We start from the raw sequence: 21,888 nt of genomic DNA, 5'->3' as shown, positions 1-21,888 counted from the left end.
TGTACGTCACGAGGGCGTACCCGCACAGGGAGAACACCATGGGAAAGATCGTCATCAGCCAGAACGTCACGCTCGACGGCGTCGTCGAGGACCCCACCGGCGAGGAGGGCTCCGCATACGGCGGCTGGTTCGACCGGTGCATGGCCGAGGACCGCGCGGCGTGGGCGGAGCTGGAGTACTCCGAGGCCATCGCCGCCGACGCGCTGCTGATCGGACGGCGCACCGATGCCTACTTCGGTCCGCGCTGGAACGTCGCCCCCGGCGACTGGGCCGAGCGCCTGCGGGCCCTGCCGAAGTACGTCGTCTCGTCGACCCTCACCGACCCGATCTGGGTCAACTCGACGGTGCTGGGCGGCGACGTGGTCGAGGAGGCGTCGAGGCTCAAGCAGCGGATCGCGGGCGACATCGTCGTCTACGCCAGCCGGCAGCTCGTGCAGACGCTCCTGCACAACGGGCTGGTCGACGAGTTCCGGCTCATCGTCTTCCCGCTCGTGATCGGCACCGGCAAGCGGCTCTTCGACGACGCCGGCACCGCCACCGCGCTGCGCCTGCAGGGGGCGAGGCCCATCGGCCGCAACCTCAGCGCACTCACCTACGAGGTCGTGCGCGACGCCTGATCCGGCACGTCGGGACGACGATCAGACCTCGACGGTCATGTCGAGCACGTTGCGGAACTCCTGGTTCCCGCCGCGCACGAGCAGGTACCGGCGCCGCAGCGTCGCCCGGTAGACAGTCAGCGGGCCCACCGGCAGCAGGTCGTCGGCCGTCATCCGCTTCGGTTCGGGGAGCCGGGCGTTGAGCGCCTCCAGCGCCTGGCCGGTCTCCCCGGCCGGAAGCGCCGCCGCGTCCGCCTCGAAGTAGGCGGCCTCCGCGTGGCCGATCGCCACGGTGGAGTCGAAGACCGTGATCGCCACGGAGGTGCGCTTTGCGATGTTGCGGGAGTGCCGCGCATCGGCCGACGAGACCCAGCACACGCCGTCGCGGCCGAGCGGTGCGAAGAACACGGGCGTGGCCCACGGGGTGCCGTCCGCGTCGGCGGTAGCCAGCACGAGGTAGCGGATGCCGCCCACGATGCGATCGATGTCCGTCAGGTCCGGCATGAGGTCCTCCTCGCATTTCGATGTCCGTCGATGTCCCATCTCAGCGTCCGACGAGCCCGGTGCGGACCGACATGCGGTAACGTTCCCGGGTCCGTGTCGCAGGCCGAGGAGGTGATGCCCGATGAACGAGAAGTCGGGTGCTCCGTCGCCAGCACGGGCCGTCGCGTGATCTGAGGGTCACCGGGAGCACCGAATGGTGATTCCCGAAAGGCACTCTCATGCATCTCATCTCCGAATCGACGCTCGACGGCGTCATCGAACGCGGGTTCGTCCAGGGCGACGTCCCCGGCATCCTCTGGTCACCGGCGCACGTCGGCGAGCCCGCCCCCGTGGTGCTGTCCGGTCATCCGGGCGGACTCCACAAGAGCGCGGGCGGCCTCGTCGCGCGTGCCCGCGTGCTCGCCGCCGGGTACGGCATCCACGTCGTCGCGATCGACGCGCCCGGCCACGGCGATCGCGCGCGCTCGCCCGAGGACGAGGCCTGGGTCGACCGGATGCAGGTGGCCCGCGCGGCGGGGCAGCCCCTCGGCGACCTCGTGGCCGACTTCAACGCCTCCATCGCGGAGCGCGCGGTGCCCGAGTGGCGGTCGGTGCTCGACGCGCTCGAGCGGATGCCCGGGATCGATCTGACCGGGGGAGCCGGCTACACGGGCATGACGCTCGCGACCGAGATCGGCATCCGGCTCGCTGCCGCCGACCGGCGCATCGCGGCCGCCGTGTTCGGCGCCGCGTTCGCGCGCCCGGGGCTCGTCGAGGCGGCGCGACGGGTCACGGTGCCCGTGCAGTACGTGCTGTCGTGGGACGACCCCGAGATCGACCGCGAGTCGGGGTTCGCGCTGTTCGACGCGTTCGGCTCCGCCGACAAGGTGCTGCGCGCCGTGCCGGGACCGCACAGCCGCGTCCCGCAGGCCGAGATCGACGAGTCGACGAGGCGACTGGTCGCCCAGCTGGGATCGCAGGGCGGATAGATTCAGTGGTCATGGTGCCGCATGCCACGAGCGTGCGGAATCGACAGCGGTCGCGCACACGCGCGGCAGATATCCCCCATCAGGAAGGTCCTCACATGCGCAAGGCACTGATTCTCCCGGTTGCGGCGGTCGCGGCAGCGCTGCTGCTGGCCGGGTGCGTCGACAACAGCGGCGGTGGCAGCGGCGGCTCGGGCGGCGACACCGGCCAGAAGAACGCCTACGGCGTCACGAAGGACGCGGCTCTCGCCAAGACCCTGCCCGGCGACATCGCCAAGGCCGGCAAGCTCACGATCGGCATCGACGCCACGTACGCGCCGAACGAGTACAAGGACAGCGACGGCAAGGTCATCGGCTGGGACGTCGACCTCGCCGATGCGATCGCCGCGAAGCTCGGCGTGACGACCGACTACACGATCTCCAAGTTCGACAACATCATCCCGAGCATCACGGGCGGGCGGTACGACCTGGGCGTCTCGTCGTTCACCGACACCACCGAGCGCGAGAAGCAGGTCGACTTCGTCAACTACTACAGCGCGGGCGTGCTGTGGGCCTCGGCCAAGGGCAAGAACGTCGACCCCGACAACGCGTGCGGGCTGAAGGTCGCCGTCGAGGCGGGCACGTACGAGGACACCGAGGAGGTGCCCGCGAAGTCGAAGAAGTGCACGGATGCCGGCAAGGCCGCCATCCAGGTGCTCAAGTTCGACGGCCAGGACCAGGCGACCAACGCGCTCGTGCTCGGCCAGGTCGACGCGATGAGCGCCGACTCGCCGATCACGGAGTACGCGATCAGCAAGCAGAAGGACAAGATCCAGGCGGCCGGCACGACGTTCGACGTGGCGCCCTACGGGTTCGCGGTCGACAAGGGCTCGAAGCTGACCGACGTGATCAAGAACGCGTTGCAGGCGCTCATCGACGACGGCACCTACACGAAGATCCTGCAGAAGTGGGGCGTCGACGACGGAGCCGTGACCGCGGCCGACGTCAACGCCGCCTCGAAGCAGTAAGTCGGTCATGACCGACTCGCAGGGCGCCCGGGGGGACAGCGCCGTCCCCTCGGGCGAGGCGATCCGGGCGGTGCGGCTGCGCCATCCCGGGCGGATCACCGTCGCCGTGATCCTGATCCTCCTCGTCGTGCTGTTCGTGCTCGACGCCGCGCAGCGCACGGCGTTCGACTGGCCGGACGTGGGCAAGTACCTCTTCGATCAGCGCATCAGCCAGGCGGCGCTCATCACGCTGCAGCTGACCGTCTACTCGATGGTCATCGGCATCGTGCTCGGCCTGATCCTGGCGATCATGCGGCTCTCGCCGAACCCGGTCGTGAAGGCCGTCTCGTGGGTGTACCTGTGGATCTTCCGCGGCACCCCGGTCTACGTGCAGCTCGTGTTCTGGGGTCTGATCACGCTGATCTACAACTCGATCATCATCGGCATCCCGTTCGTGCACACCTGGGACGTCATCAAGATCGACTGGGTGCCGCCGCTGTTCTTCATCTCGGTGGTCGGGCTGTCGCTCAACGAGGCGGCCTACATGGCCGAGATCGTGCGCGCCGGACTGCTCTCGGTCGATGCCGGCCAGGAGGAGGCGGCGAAGGCGCTCGGGATGTCGTGGGGCCAGACCATGCGCCGCATCGTGATCCCGCAGTCGATGCGGGTGATCATCCCGCCGACCGGCAACGAGGTCATCTCGATGCTCAAGACGACCACGCTCGTCGCGGCGGTGCCGTTCTCGCTCGACCTGTTCGGGCGCGCGCGCGACATCTCCGCCGAGACGTTCGTGCCGATCCCGCTGCTGATCGTCGCGTCGCTGTGGTACCTCTTCTTCACCTCGATCCTCATGGTCGGGCAGTACTTCCTCGAGAAGCGGTTCTCCCGCGGCATCGGGCGCGGCCGCCCGGCGATCGAGAACGATCCGGATGCCCCCGTCATCGTCGGCGGCGTCGGGGGTGTGCGATGACCCCGGTCCAGCGCGCGACGACCCCGGATGCCGCGCGGCCGATGGTCGAGGCGGTCGCGGTCTCGAAGCGCTTCGGTGGCAACGAGGTGCTCACGTCGATCTCGCTGCGGGTCGAGCGCGGGCAGGTCATGTGCGTCATCGGGCCGAGCGGCTCGGGCAAGTCGACGTTCCTGCGCTGCATCAACCATCTCGAGGTGGTCGACGCCGGGCGGCTCTACGTCGACGGCGAGCTGGTCGGGTACCGCGAGAGGGGCGACAAGCTCTACGAGCTCAAGCCGGCGGAGGCGGCGCGGCAGCGGCGCGACATCGGCATGGTCTTCCAGCACTTCAACCTCTTCCCGCACATGACGGCGCTCGAGAACATCGCCGAGGCGCCGACCACGGTGAAGGGGATGTCGCGACGCGACGCGCTGGAGCGCGGGCGCGACCTGCTCGCGCGGGTGGGGTTGGCATCCCACGCGGGCCACTATCCGTCGCAGCTCTCGGGCGGTCAGCAGCAGCGGGTGGCGATCGCCCGGGCGCTCGCCATGGATCCGAAGCTCATGCTGTTCGACGAGCCGACGAGCGCGCTCGACCCCGAGCTCGTGGGGGAGGTGCTCGACGTCATGCGCGAGCTCGCGGACACGGGCATGACGATGGTGGTCGTCACGCACGAGATGGGGTTCGCACGCGAGGTCGGCGACGCGATGGTGTTCCTGGACGGCGGGGTCGTCGTGGAGTCGGGTGCACCGCGCGAGCTGCTGGCGAACCCGCAGCATGAGCGCACGAAGGCGTTCCTGTCAAAGGTGCTCTGAGCGCGCTTCCGGAGGATCCTGGAGGCATGGACACGCAGCGCATGATGAAAGCCGTCACCGTCAGCGATCGCGAGGCCGGCGTCGCCGGCCTGACGCTCGCCGAGCTCCCGGAGCCGCACGCCGCGGAGAACGATGTCGTCGTGTGCGTGCACGCGGCGGGCTTCACGCCCGGCGAGCTCGACTGGCCCGCCACCTGGACGGATCGCGCCGGACGCGACCGCACGCCGAGCGTCCCGGGGCATGAGGTCTCGGGCGTCGTGGTCGGGCTGGGCTTCGGCACGACCGGCCTGACCGTCGGGCAGCGGGTGTTCGGCCTCACCGACTGGGCGCGCGACGGCTCGCTGGCCGAGCTCGTCGCGGTCGAGGCGCGCAACCTCGCCCCGCTTCCCGCGGGCATCGACCACACCGTCGCGGCGGCGTTGCCGATCTCGGGGCTGACGGCGTGGCAGGCGCTGTTCGACCACGGGCGGCTCGAGATCGGGCAGTCGGCGCTCATCCACGGTGCGGCCGGCGGGGTCGGCTCGATCGCCGTGCAGCTCGCGCACGACGCCGGGGCGTACGTGATCGGCACGGGTCGCGCCCGCGACCGCGACACGGTGCTCGGCCTGGGTGCCGACGAATTCGTCGACCTCGACGGCGACGACCTCGACGCGGTCGGCCCGGTCGACGTGGTGCTCGACGTGATCGGCCGGGAGATCGGATCCCGATCGCTCGCGCTGGTGCGCCCCGGCGGCACGTTCGTCACCATCGCGGCGCCCCCGCGCGAGCAGCCGGCCGGCGGCCGTGCGATCTTCTTCGTCGTCGAGCCCGACCGTGCCCGGCTCGCCGATCTCGCCCAGCGGGTGCGCGACGGCCGGCTGAGGCCGATCGTGGGCGAGGTGCGCCCGCTCGCCGAGGCGCCGGACGCCTTCGCCGCCGGGCGCCGCGTGCCGGGCAAGACGATCATCCGCGTCGCGGATTAGTGCCGATCCTCCCGAATCCGCGCGACCCGCGGTTCATCACGATCCGCCGCGGCGGCGCGCTCACCGATGAGCGCGCGTCAGCGGCGGCGCCGGTCGACGCACGCGACGCACGCCGTGCGCTCCGGCTGCAGCTCCAGCTGAGCCGTGGGGATCTCGGCGTCGCAGACGGCGCAGCGGCCGTAGCTGCCCTCGCTGACGCGATCCCCGGCGCGTTCCAGCTCGCGCAGCGTCGCCCCGAGGCGCACGCGGGCTCCCTCGGCCTGCGACCACTCGTGGGTCAGGGCGAAACCCTCCGGGTCGTGCTCCTCGTCGGTCCAGTCGCCGCGGGCCTCGCGCACCGCGGCGAGGCGGCGGTCGACCTCGTCGAGGCGACCGCGGATGTCGTCGCGGCGGCGCGCCATGAGCGCGCGGGCGGTCTCGGCATCCACCCGTTCAGTCTGCGCGGTCAGCGCTCGCGGCGCCCCTCGGCGACCGCGGCGCCCAGCCACTGCGCGAGTTCGGAGATCTCGGCGCGGACCATGTCGAGCTCCTCGACCTCGAACGGCAGGAACTCGTGCACCGCCTGCACCCGCAGCAGCCCCTCGGCGCGGTCGAGTTCGGCCTCGAGCATGCCGACGAAGCGGTCGCCGAGCAGGATCGGATGCGCGAACAGCCCGTACCTGCGCTGCGGCTTGGGCTTGAACTGCTCGAGCACGTAGTCGAACTCGAACACGTCACGCAGCCGTGGACGGTCGAACAGCATCCCGTCGTAGGGGTTCAGGAATGCGACCCGCCCGCCGGCGTCGTCCTCGAGCGCGGCGAGCTGGCGGGGGTCGACCCGCCAGGTGCCGGCGAGCCCGTCGATGGTCGCGGCCTCGCCCGCCGTGCCGACACCCGACCACGGCGACTTCTGCTTCGCGATGCCGGCCGCCTGCAGGCGCCGCTCGGCCAGCTGCCGCGCCGCCTCATCCGGATCGAGCTCCGGCAGGTCGCCCGGGTACACCCGTTCGGCGAGATCCCAGCGGCGGTGCCGCCCCTCCCGGCCGACGATCGCGACCACGCCCTGACGGCTGAGGACGTCGAGCATGATCGGCACCTGGTTGGATCCCGACCACCCGTCCGGCGCCCGGCTCACCTGCGCAGTGTCATCGATCTCGCTCGCGAGCAGCGGGCCGTCCGCGCGCAGGCGGGCGAGCACATCCCGGCGGAACCGGTCGTTGGCCTCCAGCCACTGCCGGGTGCTCTCGCGCCGAGGCCAGACGCGCATCGCCGGCAGCATCAGCGGCAGCAGGCTCATCGCGCGGAACGCGCCGTCGAACTCGAACAGCAGCCGATCGCGCTCGACCGCCTTGCTCAGCTGCCCGGGCTCGTAGGCGTAGCCGATGCGGCTCCACAGCACGGTGTGCTCGCACGGGGCGATGATCCGCGTCGGATCGATCTTGATCGCGCCGAGCTGCTCGGCGACCTCCACGACGTCGCCCGGCCGCTCCGCGTCGAGCAGCTGCGCACGCACGACGATCCGCCGCGCGTCATCGCGCGTGAGCCGGTGCGGCGCCATCACGGCGGTTCGCGCCCCTCGCGCGGTTGCGCGACCACGAGGCCCGACTCGTACGCCGCGATCACGGCCTGAGCGCGATCCCGCAGGCCCAGTTTGCCCAGGATGCGGCTGACGTGGGTCTTGACCGTCTGCTCCGCGATGACGAGGTCGGCCGCGATCTCGCGATTGGAGCGGCCTGTCGCCACCAGGCTCAGCACATCCCGCTCGCGATCCGTGAGCTCGTCGAGAGCCGGCGGCTCGGAGCGCGGTGCCGCTGCGGCGACGAAATGCTCGATCATGCGACGCGTGACGCTCGGGGCGAGCAGCGCGTCACCTCGGGCGACGACGTGCACCGCCGCGGTCAGCTCCTCGGGGAGCGCGTCCTTCAGCAGGAAGCCGCTCGCGCCCGCCCGGACCGCCTCGTAGACGTACTCGTCGATGTCGAACGTCGTCAGCATGAGCACCCGCGGCACGGGCGCGATCCCCGGGTCGCCGCTCTGCAGGAGGGCGCGGGTCGCGGCGATGCCGTCGAGGTGGGGCATCCGCACGTCCATGAGCACGACATCCGGATGCGTCTGCCGCACGATCGCGACCGCCTCGGCGCCGTCGGCCGCCTCGCCGACGACCTCGAGGCCGGGGTCGGCGTGCAGCAGGGCGCTGAACCCGGCACGGACCATGGCCTGGTCGTCCGCGATGACGATGCGGATGCTCATGCGGCATCGGTCCGCTCGTCGGAGTGGTCGACGGGCGCCTTCGGGTCCAGCGGCAACCACGCGCGCACCACGTATCCGCCGGCCGGCAGCCCGTGATGCTCGAGAGTGCCGCCGAGACTCGTGGCGCGTTCGCGCATGCCGACCAGGCCGTTGCCTGCTCCGCCGGGCACCGGCACGCCGCGTCGTCGAGCGGGCCCGTTGGTGATCAGAAGCGAGAGCCCCTGGGGTTCCCGTGTGCATCGGACGTCGATGTGCGAGCCCGGGGAATGGCGCAGCGCGTTGCTCACCGCCTCCTGCACGATGCGATACGCGGCGAGGCCGACGATCTGGCGGACCCCCTCATCGCCGAACTCGCCGACCCACTCCAGGTTGATCCAGGTGCCCGAGCGGTCGACGGCGGCGATCAGGCCGGGGATCGCCGCGAGTCCGGGCTGCGGCGCGAGCTCGTTCGGTCGATCATCCTCGCGCAGCACGCTCAGCAGCGACCGCATCTCCGCGAGCGCCCGCCGGCTCGAGGCGGCCATCTGCTCGAACTCCTGGCGCACATCGGGCCCGACGTCGGCGAGCCGATAGGGCGCGCTCGACGCCTGCACGTTGATGACCGACATGCTGTGGGCGATGACGTCGTGCAGCTCGCGCGCGATCCGAGTCTTCTCCTCGGCGACCAGCCGCCTGGCCCGTTCCTCTTCGCTGACCCGCCGCTCGCGAGCCAACTGGACGCGGATGGCACGCCGCTGCTGCAGCACGATCCCGGTTGCGAGCAGTGTTCCCGCGGTCGATGTGAAGACCACCAGGTCGACGCCGACCGACTCGGCGCTGCGAGCCGTCGGCAAGAGCATCGCGATCGTACCGGAGACGAGCAGGTTCGCGACGACGCCGATCACGGCCTCGACCCAGCGGACGCGGTACGCGATGGTGCCCACGATCAGCGCCTGCGTGATCAGGGTCGTGACCGACCACGGCCAGGGCGACAACCCCCCGTGCGCGACGACCATGATGCCGGCGGAGGCCACGAGCGCGGCGATGGCCGCCGTGCGCGGTCGGACCGTCGCGAGCACGAGCGCTCCGGCCTGCGCCGCGGTGAACAGGAAGACGAACAGCAGGGGGCCGCGATAGATGCTGGAGCCCAGAATGCTGCCGACGACGAGCAGCGCGACGCCGGCGGCGACCGCTCCCACGCGCATCCAGGCGTCGCGCTGCGTCGAGCGACGGGCCACCCGCTCGCCGACGGCGCCGCCGTCGCGATCGCCGCCGGCCTGAGGGCCTCCCGCGGCTCCCGCCATGCGCACCACGATACGCATGAGCGGCGGGACGGTCACCGGAGCTGCGCCGCGAGGGGGCACTCGAACGGGTCGGCGTGCCGGATGCCGACGCGCTTCAGATAGCGCAGCACGATGCGGTACGAGCCGATGAACGTGGTCTCCGTGTAGCTGACGTTCTTCTCGGCGCAGTAGGCGCGCACGATCCGTCGGGCGCGGCCGAGGTTGATGCTCGGCATGTTCGGGAACAGGTGGTGCTCGATCTGGAAGTTGAGCCCGCCCATGCCGATCGCGACGGCGGGTCCGCCCGTGATGTTGCGGGAGGTGAGGGTCTGACGGCGGAGGAAGTCGATCTCCAGGCCAGCGGGGATGATGGCCATGCCCTTGTGATTCGGCGCGAAGCTGCCGCCCATCGTCAGCCCGAACACGGCGACCTGGATACCGAGGAACGCGAGTCCCATGAGGGGGCCGCAGGCGATGAAGACGATGGTCGGGAAGCCGGCGAGGCGCAGCACCAGGAGTGCACCCTCGACCCAGCGGTGCTTCATCTGGGTGCGGCCGAGCACACCGAGGATCGCGTTGCGGTGCAGCTCGAGACCGGCCAGCAGCAGGACGGGCACGAAGAACAGGTGCTGATAGCGCATGAGCAGGGCGGACAGCCCGTCCCGCTCCGCGCGCTCCGCGGCGGCCTCCGGCGTGAAGACGATCGCGTTGGAGTCGATGTCGCCGTCCTTGCCCAGCTTGTTCGGGTTGGTGTGGTGCTTGGTGTGCTTGTTCATCCACCAGCCGTAGCTGAGTCCGACGACGCCGTTGCCGACGATCCGCGAGAACCACTCGTTGCGGTTGTTGGAGCTGAAGATCTGCCGATGCGCGCCGTCGTGCGCGAAGAAGGCCGACTGGGTGAAGAGCAGGCCGAAGCCGGCGGCGAGCAGCAGCACCCACGGCGAGGAGCCCAGGGCGAAGAGCCCCGCGAAGGCGGCAGCGAACAGGCCGATCATGAGTGCGGCCCGGCCGGCGTACCAGATCGGGCGGCGCTTCAGCAGACCCTCCGCCTTGACGAGCGCCATCAGCTCCTTGTAGTCGCTGGCGTTGCGCTCCTGGCGTGAGCCGGTCGTGCGGATGGGGCGATCCGCGGGGCGTTCGGGGGCGACGAGGGTGGACATACTCCGACGGTAGATTTCGGGATGCCGGGGCGCGTCCCGCTGCGGAGCGCACTTCGCCCCCTACCGCGGTAGGGGGTCGCGCCATCCGGGAACGTCGCGAGGCGCTCCGGTGTTGTACTCATCGGGCCCCGCGATCGGAGCCCAGGACCACAGGAGGCCAGCATGACGGAGTACCGCAAGGACCCCGCAGCCATTCAGAAGCTCACCCGCGAGCAGTTCGCGGTGACGCAGAACGCCGCGACCGAGCCCGCGTTCACCGGCGAGTACGTCGACAACCACGACGCCGGGCTCTACGTCGACATCGTGTCGGGCGAGCCGCTGTTCGCCTCGATCCACAAGTACGACAGCCGATCCGGATGGCCGAGCTTCACCGTGCCGGTCGACCCGGCCAACGTGGTGCTGAAGTCGGACAACAGCTACGGGATGCGGCGCACCGAGGTGCGCTCGGCCCACGGCGACAGCCACCTCGGCCACGTGTTCGACGACGGCCCCGCCGACCAGGGCGGCCTGCGTTACTGCATCAACTCGGCGGCGATGCGCTTCGTGCCCGTCGACGAGCTCGAGCCCGCCGGCTACGGCGAGTTCGCATCCCTCTTCACCACCGACACGACCCAGGAGGTCGCATCATGACAACCACCGAGCGCGCGATCCTCGCGGGCGGCTGCTTCTGGGGAGCCCAGGAGCTCCTCCGCTCCGCCCCGGGCGTCATCTCCACCCGCACCGGCTATTCGGGCGACGACAGCACGAAGAACGCCACCTACTACCGCCACGGCGACCACGCCGAGTCGGTCGAGGTCATCTTCGACCCCGAGAAGTTCAGCTACCGGGAGCTGCTGGAGTTCTTCTTCCAGCTGCACGACCCGACCACGCTGAACCGACAGGGCAACGATGTCGGCCGCAGCTACCGCTCCGCGATCTTCTTCACGACCCCGGAGCAGGAGGCCACGGCCCGCGAGGTGATCGCGGAGATCGACGCCGCCGGCATCCACCGCGGCAAGGTCGTCACCGAGGTCGTTCCGGCGGGCGACTTCTGGGAGGCCGAGGAGGAGCACCAGGACTACCTGCGCAAGATCCCGAACGGCTACACGTGCCACTACGTGCGGCCGAACTGGAAGCTGCCGAAGAAGGAGTCCGCGACCGCGTAGCCCGCGGCCGGCGCGCGGCGGAGCTCAGTGCAGCTTCGCCGCGCGCACCGTCATGAGATCGCGGACGCGCTCGCGCAGCCGCTCGGCCATCGGCCGGCCGTCGTCGGCCTCCCGGTCGTGGACGATGCTGCTGAACGCCGCCATGACGAGGGTCATCGCGAGCTGCGCCTCGCGCGCATCGGCGGCCCGCTCCTCGGCGAGGGCCAGGACCTGCTCGCGCATGCCCGCCATCCACTGGGTGAGCGCCGGCATGAGCTCGGGGCATCGCGAGATGAGCTCCTTCATGCGCACCCGCTCAGCCTGCACGTCGGCGGTCGCCGCGAAGACGTCGCAGAGCGCGTCGACGAGCAGGCCGTCCGCGGCACGGAACCCGGCCGCCGCCGCCTCGTCGATCATCGTGTCGGGCAGACCGAGAGCGGCCGCCGCCTTGGACGGGAAGTAGTTGAAGAAGGTGCGCGAGGAGATGTCGGCGTCGCGGCAGATCTGCTCCACCGTCGCCTGCTCGAGCCCCTGCTCGTCGACGAGCCGCACCGCGGCGGCGTGGATCGCGTGCCGGGTCTGGCTCTTCTTGCGCTCGCGGAGGGTGCCCTCGGCGCGCTCGGCATCGGTTGTCGTGGTCATCTGCGGTTCCGTGCGGTGCGCACCGGTGCCGGGACGGGTCCTCGCGGGCCCGCCCCGGCATCCGGTCAGACCGGCTGGGTCTGGATCGTTCCGGTCTCGGACATCCCGTTGGCGTCGGCGCGCTCCTGCAGGGCCGACACCTTGCGCAGCGGCGGCACCTTGAAGAAGAGGCTGAGCAGGAACGCCACCACGATGTCGGCCAGCGCGATCCAGTAGACCGTTACCACCGCGTTGTTGAACCCGGTGAGGAACGGAGTCGTCAGGCGCTTGTCGGCGCCGTTGACGAACGAGGTGTCGCTGCCGGAGGCACCCGAACCGCTCGAGGACTTCGTGGCGTTCTTGACCTTCTTCTGGATGGCCGGCGCCAGCTGGTTGACCCAGTGCGTGCGCTGGCCCGCGTTCGACCAGTCGACCGCGACCCTGCCGTCGTGCAGGCTCGCGTGCGCCTTCGACGCCACGGCCTCGAGCGCCTGCTGCTCGGCCGCGGGCTTCGCGGCCTCGACGTTCTGCGCGACGATCGCCGGTGCGGCGGCTGCCGGGATGGCGCCGGCTGCGACCTGCGCCTGGACCGCCGCGGTCACCTGCTGCGTCACGGCGGCGTCGGCGCCCTTCTGGGCGGCGGTCGTGGCGCTGTCGAGCTGCTCCTGCACCTTCGACTTGATCGGGTCGACGATCGGGTTCCAGAGCTGCGACATCACCTTCGCGTTCTTCTTCGCCCCGGCGACCGCGGGATTCAGGGCCGCGTCGAGCGTCGTGGTGAGCGTGGCCTTGTTCTCGAGCGTGTGCGTGAAGTTCAGCGGGAGCGTCGTGAACAGCACCGAGATCAGGATCGCGACGCCGAGTGTGCCGCCGATCTGGCGGAAGAAGGTCGCCGCGCTGGTGGCGACACCCATCTGGTGCGGGGCGACGGACATCTGGCTGGCCAGCGTGAGGGTCTGCATGAGCTGGCCGAGGCCGAGTCCGATGCAGAACATCGCGAGCATGAGGAACCACAGCGGCTTGTCGATCGAGATGAACGTCAGCAGGAAGAATCCGAGCGCGGTCACGAAGGTGCCGGTGATGGGGAAGATCCGGTAGTGCCCGGTCCTCGCGAGGATCTGGCCGGAGCCGATCGACGCGATCATGAGGCCGACGACCATGGGGATCATCGCGAAGCCCGACTCGGTCGGGGTGAGACCCGTGACGATCTGCAGGTAGAGCGGGATCGTCAGCATGGCGCCGAACATCCCGAATCCGACGAGCACGCCGAGGATCGTCGCCATCGAGAACACGCGCGACCGGAACAGCCGCAGCGGGATGATCGCGTCCTCCTTCATGAGGCGCTCCACGATCACGAACGCGAGCACGCCGACTCCGCCGACGATGTAGCAGGCGATCGAGCCCGGCGAGGTCCAGCCCCAGTCCTGGCCCTTCTCCGCCACCAGCAGCAGCGGCACCAGGGCGATGATCACGGTCGTCGCGCCCCACCAGTCGATGCGCGGCGCCCGGTGGTGCGCGAACTTCGGCAGGTGCAGGAACGCGATCACCATGAGCAGGGCGATGATCCCGATGGGCACGTTGATCAGGAAGACCCAGCGCCATCCGGAGATGAACAGGATCGAGTCCGCTCCGGCGAACAGGCCGCCGACGAGCGGGCCGACCACCGACGAGACGCCGAACACGGCGAAGAAGTAGCCCTGGTACTTCGCGCGCTCGCGCGGGGCGAGGATGTCGCCCATGATCGCGAGCGGCAGCGACATGAGCGCGCCGGCCCCGATGCCCTGGATCGCGCGGAAGCCGGCGAGCATGAACATCGACGTCGAGAACGACGACGCGAGCGACCCGAGCAGGAACACCGCGATGCCGAAGATGAACAGCGGTCGCCGACCGAAGATGTCGGAGAGCTTGCCGTAGATCGGCACCGAGATCGTGGAGGTGATCAGGTAGGCGGTCGTGACCCACGCCTGCTGATCGAGGCCGTGGAGGTCGTCGCCGATCGTGCGGATCGCGGTGCCCACGACGGTCTGGTCGAGCGAGGAGAGGAACATGCCGGCCATGAGGCCGTAGATGACCAGCAGGATCTGCCGGTGGGACATGATCGGCTTCGACGCCTGGGGTGCAGGTGCGGCCGGTTGCGTCGCGACCGGCGCGGTGGCAGTTGACAAGCGAATGTCCTTCGGTGGATGGGCGGGGCGCCCGCAACCACCGGAGAACGCCGACGGCCGGACGCCGACACTGGCGGGCTGTGATTTGCAGCGGCTGCAATATTACACGTCTGCATTCCTGCGTCAACTGCAGGATCTGTGAATTCGCCCTAGTCGACGTGGCTGACGATGTTGACGACGTTCCCGTCGGGGGCGCGCACCATGAAACGGCGCACGCCCCACTCCTCCTGCGTCAGCGGATGCACGATATCGAGCCCGCGCGCCTGGGCCTCGGCGTACGCGGCCTCGACCTCGTCGCCGACGTGCACCGAGATGACCGAGTCGACGGGGGAGCCCGCGTCCCGCGTGACGAGCTGGAGCTCGGCACGGCCGTCGGGGGACTGCAGCCTGATGACCCAGCCGAGGTCGAATGCGGTCTCGGTCAGCCCGAGGAACCCGGTGTAGAACTCCCTGGCCGCGGCGCCCTCCGGCACGCGCAGATTGGCGGTGACTCCCGTCGGGTGGATGCTCATGCCTCCACCCGATCACGCCCCGACGTATTGCGCCAGATGCTGCCCGGTGAGCGTCGAGCGCGACGCCACCAGCTCGGCGGGCGTGCCCTCGAACACGACGCGGCCTCCGTCGTGCCCGGCGCCCGGGCCGAGGTCGATGATCCAGTCGGCGTGCGCCATCACGGCCTGGTGGTGCTCGATCACGATGACCGAGCGGCCCGCGTCGACGAGCCGGTCGAGCAGGCCGAGCAGGTTCTCGACGTCGGCGAGATGCAGGCCGGTGGTCGGCTCGTCGAGCACATAGACCTCGCCGGGCGAGCCCATGTGCACCGCGAGCTTCAGCCGCTGGCGCTCGCCGCCGGAGAGGGTGGTGAGCGGCTGGCCGATCGTCAGGTAGCCGAGGCCGACGTCGGCGAGCCGGTTCAGGATGGCGTGCGCGGCGGGCAGACGCGCCTCGCCCGAGCCGAAGAAGGCCTCCGCATCGGTCACCGGCATCCGGAGCACCTGGCTGATGTCGCGCCCGCCGAGCGTGTACTCGAGCACGGCCGCGCGGAAGCCGATGCCGCCGCACTCCTCGCACGTGGTGGCGACGCCGGCCATGGGGCCGAGGTCGGTGTAGATCACGCCGGCGCCCTTGCACACCGGGCAGGCGCCCTCGGAGTTCGCGCTGAACAGTGCGGGCTTGACGCCGTTCGCCTTGGCGAACGCCGAGCGGATCGGGTCGAGCAGCCCGGTGTAGGTGGCCGGATTGCTGCGCCGCGACCCGCGGATCCCGCCCTGGTCGATGGTCACCACACCCTCGCGCGGCGAGACCGAGCCGTGGATGAGCGAGCTCTTGCCCGACCCGGCCACGCCCGTCACGACCGTGAGGACGCCGAGCGGGATGTCGATGTCGACGCCCCGCAGGTTGTGCTCGCGCGCGCCCCGCACCTGCATCGACCCCGACGACGTGCGCACCGTCTCCTTGAGCCGGGCGCGGTCGTCGAGGTGGCGCCCGGTCAGCGTGCCGCTCGCGCGGAGGTCCTCGACCGTGCCCTCGAACATGATCCGGCCGCCCTCCGTGCCGGCGCCCGGCCCGAGATCGACGACGTGGTCGGCGATCGCGATCGCCTCGGGCTTGTGCTCGACGACGAGCACCGTGTTGCCCTTGTCGCGCAGCTGCAGCAGCAGCTCGTTCATGCGCTGGATGTCGTGCGGATGCAACCCGATCGTCGGCTCGTCGAAGACGTAGGTCACGTCGGTGAGCGAGGAGCCGAGGTGCCGGATCATCTTGGTGCGCTGCGCCTCGCCGCCGGAGAGCGTGCCCGACGACCGGTCGAGGGAGAGGTAGCCGAGGCCGATCCGCACGAAGGAGTCGAGGAGCGCGCCGAGGTTGTGCCGCAGCGGTGCGACCGAGGGGTCGTCCAGCCCGTGCACCCAGGCGGCGAGGTCGCTGATCTGCATCGCGCACGCGTCGGCGATCGAGACGCCGGCGATCTTCGACGAACGCGCCGCGGCACTGAGCCGGGTGCCCTCGCACTCCGGGCACGGCGCGAAGGCGACGGCGCGCTCGACGAATGCGCGGATGTGCGGCTGCATCGCGTCGACGTCCTTGGAGAGCATCGACTTCTGGATCTTCGGGATCAAGCCCTCGTAGGTGAGGTTGATGCCGTTGATCTTGACCTTGGTCGCCTCCTTGTACAGGAAGTCGTCGAGCTGCTGCGCGGTGAAGTCGCGGATCGGCACGTCGGCGGGGACGAAGCCGGACTCCGCGTAGATGCGGGTCTGCCATCCGTCGACCGTGTACCCGGGGATCGTCAGAGCGCCCCCGGCGAGCGACCTGCTGTCGTCGTAGAGCTGGGTCAGGTCGATGTCGGAGACCGTGCCCATGCCCTCGCAGCGCGGGCACATGCCACCGAGGAGGGAGAACTCCCGCTCGATCTGCTTGCCGCTCGAGGTGGCGGCGCTACCGGATCCGGTGACCGACGCGATGTTGAACGAGAACGCCTGGGGCGATCCGATGTGCGGTTCACCGAGCCGGCTGAACAGGATCCGGAGCATGGCGTTCGCGTCGGTCGCGGTGCCGACGGTCGAGCGGGCGTTGGCGCCCATCCGCTCCTGGTCGACGATGATCGCCGTCGTCAGCCCCTCGAGCACGTCGACGTCGGGCCGGTCGAGCGAGGGCATGAAGCCCTGCACGAACGCGGGGTAGGTCTCGTTGATCATCCGCTGCGACTCGGCCGCGATCGTGCCGAAGACGAGGGAGCTCTTGCCGGAGCCGGACACCCCCGTGAACACGGTGAGCCGGCGCTTCGGCAGCTCGACGCTCACGTCCTTGAGGTTGTGCTCCCGGGCGCCCTGCACCCGGATGACGTCGTGGCTGTCGGCGGGATGCGGCGGCATGGCGGGAGGCACCCGGTCACGATATCCGTGGCATCCGATCCGCGACCATGTCGCGTTATACCGATACGGCGTCTTACGATATGGGAGTGATCGATCTCGCGCGTCTCAACGTCCGCGACTTCTTCGATGAGGCGCGCGCCGCATCCCCGGAGGCGCCGTTCGTGATCTTCACGACCGACGACCGCGCCTACTCGTTCCGCGAGGCGGGCGGGTTCATCGACCGCGCCGCGGCGGCGTGGCACGAGCTCGGCGTGCGCCACGGCGACCGGGTCGCGTTCATGCTCGGCAACACCCCGGAGTTCCTGTGGGCGTGGCTCGGCCTCGCGCGCATCGGCGGTGTCCTGGTCGCGATCAACACCGGCTTCCGGGAGGCCGAGGCCGGCTACCTCGTGCGCGACTCCGGGGCGCGGATCGCGCTCGCCGACGATGAATTCGCCGGGATGCTCGCCCCCGCGGGCCGTCCCGTCCTCACCCCCGCCGAGTTCGGCGCCCTCGCCGCCCGGTCCGGCCTTGACCCGGCGCCGGCCGTCGATCTCGCGGGCGATGACCTCATCTCGCTCATCTACACCTCGGGGACCACCGGGGATCCGAAGGGCGTCATGCAGACGCATCGCAACTTCGTGCTGACCGGGCAGGCCTACATCGACTGGATGCGCATGGAGCCGGGTGAGCGCATCTACGCCTGCCTGCCGCTGTTCCACATCAACTCGCAGGCCTACTCGACGATGGCGGCGATCGCCGCGCGCGGCGCTCTCGTGCTCGCTCCGCGGTTCAGCGCGAGCCGGTTCTGGCCGGACGTGCGGCGGCACCGCGTGAGCGTCTTCAACTTCATCGGCGCGATGGCGATGATCCTCACCAAGTCGCAGGCGAGCCCCGACGACGCCGACAACCACGTGCGCATCGCCTACGGCGTGCCCGCGCTCGCCGTCGAGGTCGTCGACGAGATCGAGGCCCGCTTCGGCCTGCGCTGCATCTCGGGCTTCGGGATGAGCGAGACGACGTTCGGCCTGCTCGAGCCCCTCGACGGACCGCGGCATCCCGGCACGATGGGGCTGCCGCGTCACCACCCCGACCCGAGCGTGCCGCCCACCGAGGCGAAGATCGTCGACGAGTCGGGCGCCGAGGTGCTGCGCGGCACGCGGGGGGAGCTGCTCCTGAGGAACGCCGCGATGATGAGCGGGTACTTCGGTCTTGCGGAGAAGACCGCCGAGACGCTCGTCGAGGGCTGGCTGCACACCGGTGACAGCGCCTACCAGGACGACGACGGGTTCTTCTTCTTCGTCGACCGCATGAAGGACATCGTGCGACGCCGCGGCGAGAACGTGTCGTCGCTCGAGGTCGAGCGGGTGATCGCACGGCATCCCTCGATCGCCGAGGCGGCCGTCATCGGCGTGCCGGCCGAGCTCTCCGACGAGGAGCTGCTGGTCTTCGTCGTGCCGCGCGACGGTGTGGACGCCGCGCCGCTCTCCGCGGGCGACGTCTTCGCGTGGGCCGCCGAGCACCTCGCTCCGTTCAAGGTGCCGCGCTATCTCCGATTCGCCGACGCGCTGCCGAAGACCGCGACTGCGAAGGTGCAGAAGGAGAGGCTCAGAGCGATGGATGCCGACGATCCGGCCGGCCGCATCGTCCGGGAGCCCGACAGAAGGGATGAGCGATGACGCTCGACCACGCACCCGCCGCCGCCGAGTCGCGCGGGATCGACCTCGTCGGCTACCACGACCTCGGTGGCGACCCGGCGTTCAAGATCGCGTTGCAGAAGGTCGGCGAGCGCTACTACCTCTATCTCAGTCACTTCTGGGTCTCGCGCTGGTCCGTGCTCGATGTCACCGATCCCGCGAACCCCGAGCTGGTCGGTCAGGTCGACGGGGCGGCGACGAGCTGGTGCTATCAGGTGCAAGTGGCCGACGGCCTCATGATCGGCGCGCTCGAGCGACCGACGCCCGGCTGGGGCTACGAGCCGGAGCTCGCCGAGGAGGTCGGCATCCTGCTGTTCGACGTCGCGACCGATCCCGCGCACCCGGCTCTCGTCTCGCATTACGACACCGGCGGACGCGGCACGCACCGCAACTACTGGGCCGGCGGCCGCTACGCGTATCTCGCGACCGAGGCGGAGGGATTCGCCGGCAACATCCTCTCGATCGTCGACGTCTCCGATCCCGCGAACGTCACCGAGGTGGGCCGCTGGTGGGCGCCCGGCCAGAACGTCGCGGCGGGGGAGGAAGGCGCCACCAAATGGGGCCTGCACGGTCCCGCGCACGTCGTCGGCGACCTCGCCTATTGCAGCTGGGGCCAGTACGGCTTCGTCGTGCTCGACGTCTCGGACCCGAGCGCCCCGCGCCTGGTGTCGCGGCTGGGCTTCGGCGACTTCGGCAGTCCGCTCGGCGTCCACACGGCATACTCCTACGGCGACTACGTCGTGGCCAACAGCGAGGCGCTCGGCGAGGGCGATTCCGAGGGGCTGCCGTACGCCGTCGCGATCGACGTGCGGGACCCCGCGGCTCCGCGGATCGCGGCCTGGTTCCCGACCCCGCTGCCGTCGCCCGAGACCGGCCATCGCACTTATCAGCAGAAGGGCGGCCGGCACGGTCCGCACAACCAGCACCAGTACCAGGGGCAGCCGGGAACCCTGAACGATCCGACCCGGGTCTATCTCACCCACTTCAACGGCGGATTGCGGGTCTACGACGTCTCCGAGCCCCTGCGGCCGGAGGAGATCGCGTTCTACGTGCCGGTGGATCCGACGGTGCGGCGCGGTCCGAAGCCCGCGCAGCTCACGACCTCGTTCGAGGACGTGCTCGTCGACGACCGCGGCACCATCTTCTGCACCGACAAGAACTACGGGCTCTTCGTACTGCGGCTCGCGGCGGAGGGGGTCGAGTAGCGGTCAGCGGCCGCATATCGAGACCTCACCCCCGACGACGGTGAGATCTCGATACGCCGCTCGGAGGCGGCTACTCGACCCGCTCCGAAGCGACGACGGGGGTCGACACCGTTCCGATGCGCTCGATCTCGACTTCGACGACGTCACCCGGTGTCAGGAACCGCGGCGGCGTGCGCACGTAGCCGACGCCCGAGGGCGTGCCGGTCGCGATGAGGTCCCCCGGCTGAAGCGTCATGCCCTGGCTGAGGAACTCGAGCAGCTGCGGGATGCCGAAGATCATGTTGTCGGTCGTGTCCGACTGCACGACCTCGCCGTTGACCCGGGACGAGATTCGCAATCCGCCGCTGATGTCGCCGAGCTCGGCCGCGGTCACGATCTCGCCGATCGGCCCGCTGCCGTCCGCGTTCTTGCCGAGCGTCCACTGGCTCGTCAGCTTCTGCAGGGTGCGCGCCGTGAGGTCGTTGAACGCGGCGTAGCCGTAGACGATCCCCTCGGCGTCGGCGGCCTTGACCCGGTAGGCCGGCCGTCCGACGACGGCCAGGAGCTCGGCTTCCCAGTCGAGGCCCTGCTCGGACGGCGGCACCGTCACCGCTCTGCCGGGCAACGCGAGCGACGCGGTCCAGCGGGCGAACACGGTGGGGTAGGTGGGCGGCGCCCAGTTGCCCTCCTCCGCGTGCTCGGCATAGTTCAGGCCGACGCAGAGCACCCGGGCCGACGGCCGCACGGGCACGGCGAGTTCCAGGTCCGCCGTGGGCAGCGGATCGGCGCCACTCGGGGCCTCGCCCCAGCGGAACGGATCCTCCCAGAACTCCTCGACGTCCGCGATGGGCTGCACGAGGCCGCCGGCGAGCGCACGCCCCACCGTGACGCTGCGGCCGTGCCGGTATCCGATCAGTCGCACGTGGCTCTCCCTATCCCTGCACCGCGGCGGTCGCCCGCGCGTAGACCGTCTCGAACGCGGCCCTGCCCTCGGTCAGCAGCCGCGACGTCGGCCACTGCCACATCGGGTCGGCGACCGGCTCGCCGAAGGTGCCGTCGTCTGAGAAGATCTCGAGCTCGTACCAGCCGCGGTAGCCGGCCGCGTGGGCGGTTCGGATGACGCCCTCGACATCGAGCACCCCCCTGCCCGGCAGCGCGCGATCGAATCGGCCGCCCGAATCGGCCGCGCGATCGCACACCTGGATGCCGGCGATCGCGTCGATGTAGTCGGCGATGTTCTGCAGGGGCTCGTCGGCGATGTGCCAGTTGTCCAGCAGGATGCCGATCGTGCCCTCGCCGCCGGCATCGGTGATCAGATCGGCGGCCTCCGGGATGCTCTGGCACAGGCTCCCCGCGCTGCCGGGGCTGATGACCTCGAGAGCGAGCTTCACGCCGGCGTCGCGTGCGATCTCGACGAGCTCCGTGAAGGCCGCGACGACCCGGCGCCGCGACTCCGCGACGTCGCCGCCCTGCGGCGCGCCCGCGAGGATGCACACGGCCTCGGGCTCGTACACGGCGAAGCGCCGCACCGACTCGCGCAGGATCTGCAGCCGGGCGTCCGGGTCCTTCGGATGGGCGAAGTGCGCGTTGCCGGTGAAGATGCCGGGGGTGAGCGGGAAGCAGAAGGTCGCGTGCAGGCCGGCGTCCTTCATGGCCGCGGCGCGCTCGGCGTCGCGGTCGCCCTCGAGCTTGAACTCCCAGAGCCCGAGCCCATGCACGCCCGCGGCGGGGTAGGCATCGAGCTCGTCGACGAAGGGCGCGTGGTAGGTGGTGCCGTCGCTCGCGGCGAATCTCGGCTGATCGGTCATGGTCGCGCC

23 protein-coding genes are annotated in these 21,888 nt (G+C 70.4%); 11 read left to right on the top strand and 12 right to left on the bottom strand.

The window, feature by feature from the left end; translation table 11 throughout:
* Nucleotides 1–38: 38 nt before the first annotated feature.
* Nucleotides 39–617 (top strand): dihydrofolate reductase family protein, encoded by a 579-nt coding sequence (locus ABD285_RS15105; protein ID WP_284254799.1) that lies wholly within the window; start codon nt 39–41, stop codon nt 615–617.
* Nucleotides 618–638: 21 nt separating this feature from the next.
* On the opposite strand, the gene ABD285_RS15100 is transcribed toward ABD285_RS15105, so the two are convergent.
* On the bottom strand, nt 639–1,100 hold the full coding sequence (locus ABD285_RS15100) for a pyridoxamine 5'-phosphate oxidase family protein (RefSeq protein ID WP_284254800.1): 462 nt from the start codon (nt 1,098–1,100) through the stop codon (nt 639–641).
* Nucleotides 1,101–1,318: 218 nt separating this feature from the next.
* Here ABD285_RS15100 and ABD285_RS15095 point away from each other — a divergent pair, with 218 nt between their 5' ends.
* From ABD285_RS15095 to ABD285_RS15075, 5 genes are all read left to right on the top strand, one after another.
* Nucleotides 1,319–2,068 carry an alpha/beta hydrolase family protein gene (locus ABD285_RS15095; protein WP_284254802.1) on the top strand — a complete coding sequence of 250 codons (750 nt, stop codon included), beginning with the start codon at nt 1,319–1,321 and terminating at the stop codon, nt 2,066–2,068.
* A 95-nt stretch (nt 2,069–2,163) separates the two neighbouring features.
* On the top strand, nt 2,164–3,072 hold the full coding sequence (locus ABD285_RS15090; protein WP_284254803.1) for an ABC transporter substrate-binding protein: 909 nt from the start codon (nt 2,164–2,166) through the stop codon (nt 3,070–3,072).
* A gap of 7 nt (nt 3,073–3,079) precedes the next feature.
* The gene (locus tag ABD285_RS15085) at nt 3,080–4,021 is read left to right on the top strand and encodes an amino acid ABC transporter permease (protein WP_344203278.1); all 942 of its coding nucleotides are present in this window, start codon (nt 3,080–3,082) and stop codon (nt 4,019–4,021) included.
* Nucleotides 4,018–4,815, top strand: a complete 798-nt coding sequence (locus tag ABD285_RS15080) for an amino acid ABC transporter ATP-binding protein (RefSeq protein WP_284254805.1) — start codon at nt 4,018–4,020, stop codon at nt 4,813–4,815. The genes ABD285_RS15085 and ABD285_RS15080 overlap by 4 nt, the downstream gene beginning before the upstream one ends.
* 26 nt (nt 4,816–4,841) lie before the next feature.
* Entirely contained in the window at nt 4,842–5,777 is a 936-nt protein-coding gene (locus ABD285_RS15075; protein WP_284254806.1) for an NADP-dependent oxidoreductase, read from the top strand.
* A 77-nt stretch (nt 5,778–5,854) separates the two neighbouring features.
* Here the strand turns inward: ABD285_RS15075 and ABD285_RS15070 are convergent, their stop codons facing one another.
* The 5 genes from ABD285_RS15070 to ABD285_RS15050 are packed head-to-tail and all read right to left on the bottom strand — an operon-like array spanning nt 5,855 to nt 10,428.
* Nucleotides 5,855–6,205, bottom strand: coding sequence for a TraR/DksA family transcriptional regulator (locus ABD285_RS15070; protein ID WP_344203276.1), 351 nt, complete (start codon nt 6,203–6,205; stop codon nt 5,855–5,857).
* A gap of 17 nt (nt 6,206–6,222) precedes the next feature.
* On the bottom strand, nt 6,223–7,314 hold the full coding sequence (locus ABD285_RS15065) for a DNA glycosylase AlkZ-like family protein (RefSeq protein WP_284255717.1): 1,092 nt from the start codon (nt 7,312–7,314) through the stop codon (nt 6,223–6,225).
* Nucleotides 7,314–8,006: a response regulator gene (locus ABD285_RS15060; protein ID WP_284254808.1), complete on the bottom strand. Its 693-nt coding sequence runs from the start codon at nt 8,004–8,006 to the stop codon at nt 7,314–7,316. The genes ABD285_RS15065 and ABD285_RS15060 overlap by 1 nt, the downstream gene beginning before the upstream one ends.
* Nucleotides 8,003–9,289 carry a sensor histidine kinase gene (locus ABD285_RS15055; protein WP_344203274.1) on the bottom strand — a complete coding sequence of 429 codons (1,287 nt, stop codon included), beginning with the start codon at nt 9,287–9,289 and terminating at the stop codon, nt 8,003–8,005. Before ABD285_RS15055 ends, ABD285_RS15060 begins: the two co-directional genes overlap by 4 nt.
* A 32-nt stretch (nt 9,290–9,321) precedes the next feature.
* Nucleotides 9,322–10,428 (bottom strand): fatty acid desaturase family protein, encoded by a 1,107-nt coding sequence (locus tag ABD285_RS15050; protein ID WP_284254811.1) that lies wholly within the window; start codon nt 10,426–10,428, stop codon nt 9,322–9,324.
* Between the two features lie 162 nt (nt 10,429–10,590).
* Here ABD285_RS15050 and msrB point away from each other — a divergent pair, with 162 nt between their 5' ends.
* Together msrB and msrA are read left to right on the top strand one after the other, a co-directional pair.
* On the top strand, nt 10,591–11,058 hold the full coding sequence (gene msrB, locus ABD285_RS15045; protein WP_344203272.1) for a peptide-methionine (R)-S-oxide reductase MsrB: 468 nt from the start codon (nt 10,591–10,593) through the stop codon (nt 11,056–11,058).
* Nucleotides 11,055–11,573 carry a peptide-methionine (S)-S-oxide reductase MsrA gene (gene msrA / locus ABD285_RS15040; RefSeq protein ID WP_284254812.1) on the top strand — a complete coding sequence of 173 codons (519 nt, stop codon included), beginning with the start codon at nt 11,055–11,057 and terminating at the stop codon, nt 11,571–11,573. The genes msrB and msrA overlap by 4 nt, the downstream gene beginning before the upstream one ends.
* Before the next feature lie 24 nt (nt 11,574–11,597).
* Here the strand turns inward: msrA and ABD285_RS15035 are convergent, their stop codons facing one another.
* The gene (locus ABD285_RS15035; RefSeq protein WP_284254813.1) at nt 11,598–12,194 is read right to left on the bottom strand and encodes a TetR family transcriptional regulator; all 597 of its coding nucleotides are present in this window, start codon (nt 12,192–12,194) and stop codon (nt 11,598–11,600) included.
* Between the two features lie 65 nt (nt 12,195–12,259).
* Nucleotides 12,260–14,269, bottom strand: coding sequence for an MDR family MFS transporter (locus ABD285_RS15030; RefSeq protein ID WP_284254814.1), 2,010 nt, complete (start codon nt 14,267–14,269; stop codon nt 12,260–12,262).
* On the opposite strand from ABD285_RS15030, the gene ABD285_RS15025 reads away from it, so the two are divergent.
* Nucleotides 14,268–14,480, top strand: coding sequence for a hypothetical protein (locus ABD285_RS15025; RefSeq protein ID WP_284254815.1), 213 nt, complete (start codon nt 14,268–14,270; stop codon nt 14,478–14,480). The genes ABD285_RS15030 and ABD285_RS15025 overlap by 2 nt on opposite strands.
* Before the next feature lie 7 nt (nt 14,481–14,487).
* Here ABD285_RS15025 and ABD285_RS15020 read toward each other — a convergent pair whose 3' ends face one another.
* Both ABD285_RS15020 and ABD285_RS15015 read right to left on the bottom strand, forming a co-directional pair.
* On the bottom strand, nt 14,488–14,850 hold the full coding sequence (locus tag ABD285_RS15020; RefSeq protein WP_344203269.1) for a VOC family protein: 363 nt from the start codon (nt 14,848–14,850) through the stop codon (nt 14,488–14,490).
* 12 nt (nt 14,851–14,862) lie between these two features.
* Nucleotides 14,863–17,211 (bottom strand): ATP-binding cassette domain-containing protein, encoded by a 2,349-nt coding sequence (locus ABD285_RS15015; RefSeq protein ID WP_284255718.1) that lies wholly within the window; start codon nt 17,209–17,211, stop codon nt 14,863–14,865.
* Nucleotides 17,212–17,297: 86 nt separating this feature from the next.
* On the opposite strand from ABD285_RS15015, the gene ABD285_RS15010 reads away from it, so the two are divergent.
* The gene (locus ABD285_RS15010; RefSeq protein WP_344203267.1) at nt 17,298–18,869 is read left to right on the top strand and encodes an AMP-binding protein; all 1,572 of its coding nucleotides are present in this window, start codon (nt 17,298–17,300) and stop codon (nt 18,867–18,869) included.
* Complete coding sequence (locus tag ABD285_RS15005; protein WP_284254818.1) at nt 18,866–20,092, top strand: LVIVD repeat-containing protein; 1,227 nt, start codon at nt 18,866–18,868, stop codon at nt 20,090–20,092. The genes ABD285_RS15010 and ABD285_RS15005 overlap by 4 nt, the downstream gene beginning before the upstream one ends.
* 70 nt (nt 20,093–20,162) lie before the next feature.
* Here ABD285_RS15005 and ABD285_RS15000 read toward each other — a convergent pair whose 3' ends face one another.
* Nucleotides 20,163–20,993 (bottom strand): fumarylacetoacetate hydrolase family protein, encoded by an 831-nt coding sequence (locus ABD285_RS15000; protein WP_344203264.1) that lies wholly within the window; start codon nt 20,991–20,993, stop codon nt 20,163–20,165.
* Nucleotides 20,994–21,003: 10 nt separating this feature from the next.
* The gene (locus ABD285_RS14995) at nt 21,004–21,879 is read right to left on the bottom strand and encodes a sugar phosphate isomerase/epimerase family protein (protein WP_344203262.1); all 876 of its coding nucleotides are present in this window, start codon (nt 21,877–21,879) and stop codon (nt 21,004–21,006) included.
* Nucleotides 21,880–21,888 lie beyond the last annotated feature (9 nt).

This window comes from Pseudolysinimonas kribbensis (genome assembly GCF_039531715.1).
Lineage (GTDB): Bacteria > Actinomycetota > Actinomycetes > Actinomycetales > Microbacteriaceae > Pseudolysinimonas > Pseudolysinimonas kribbensis.
The sequence above is the reverse complement of the archived record's forward strand: the minus strand, read 5'-3'. Positions and strand labels throughout refer to the sequence as shown.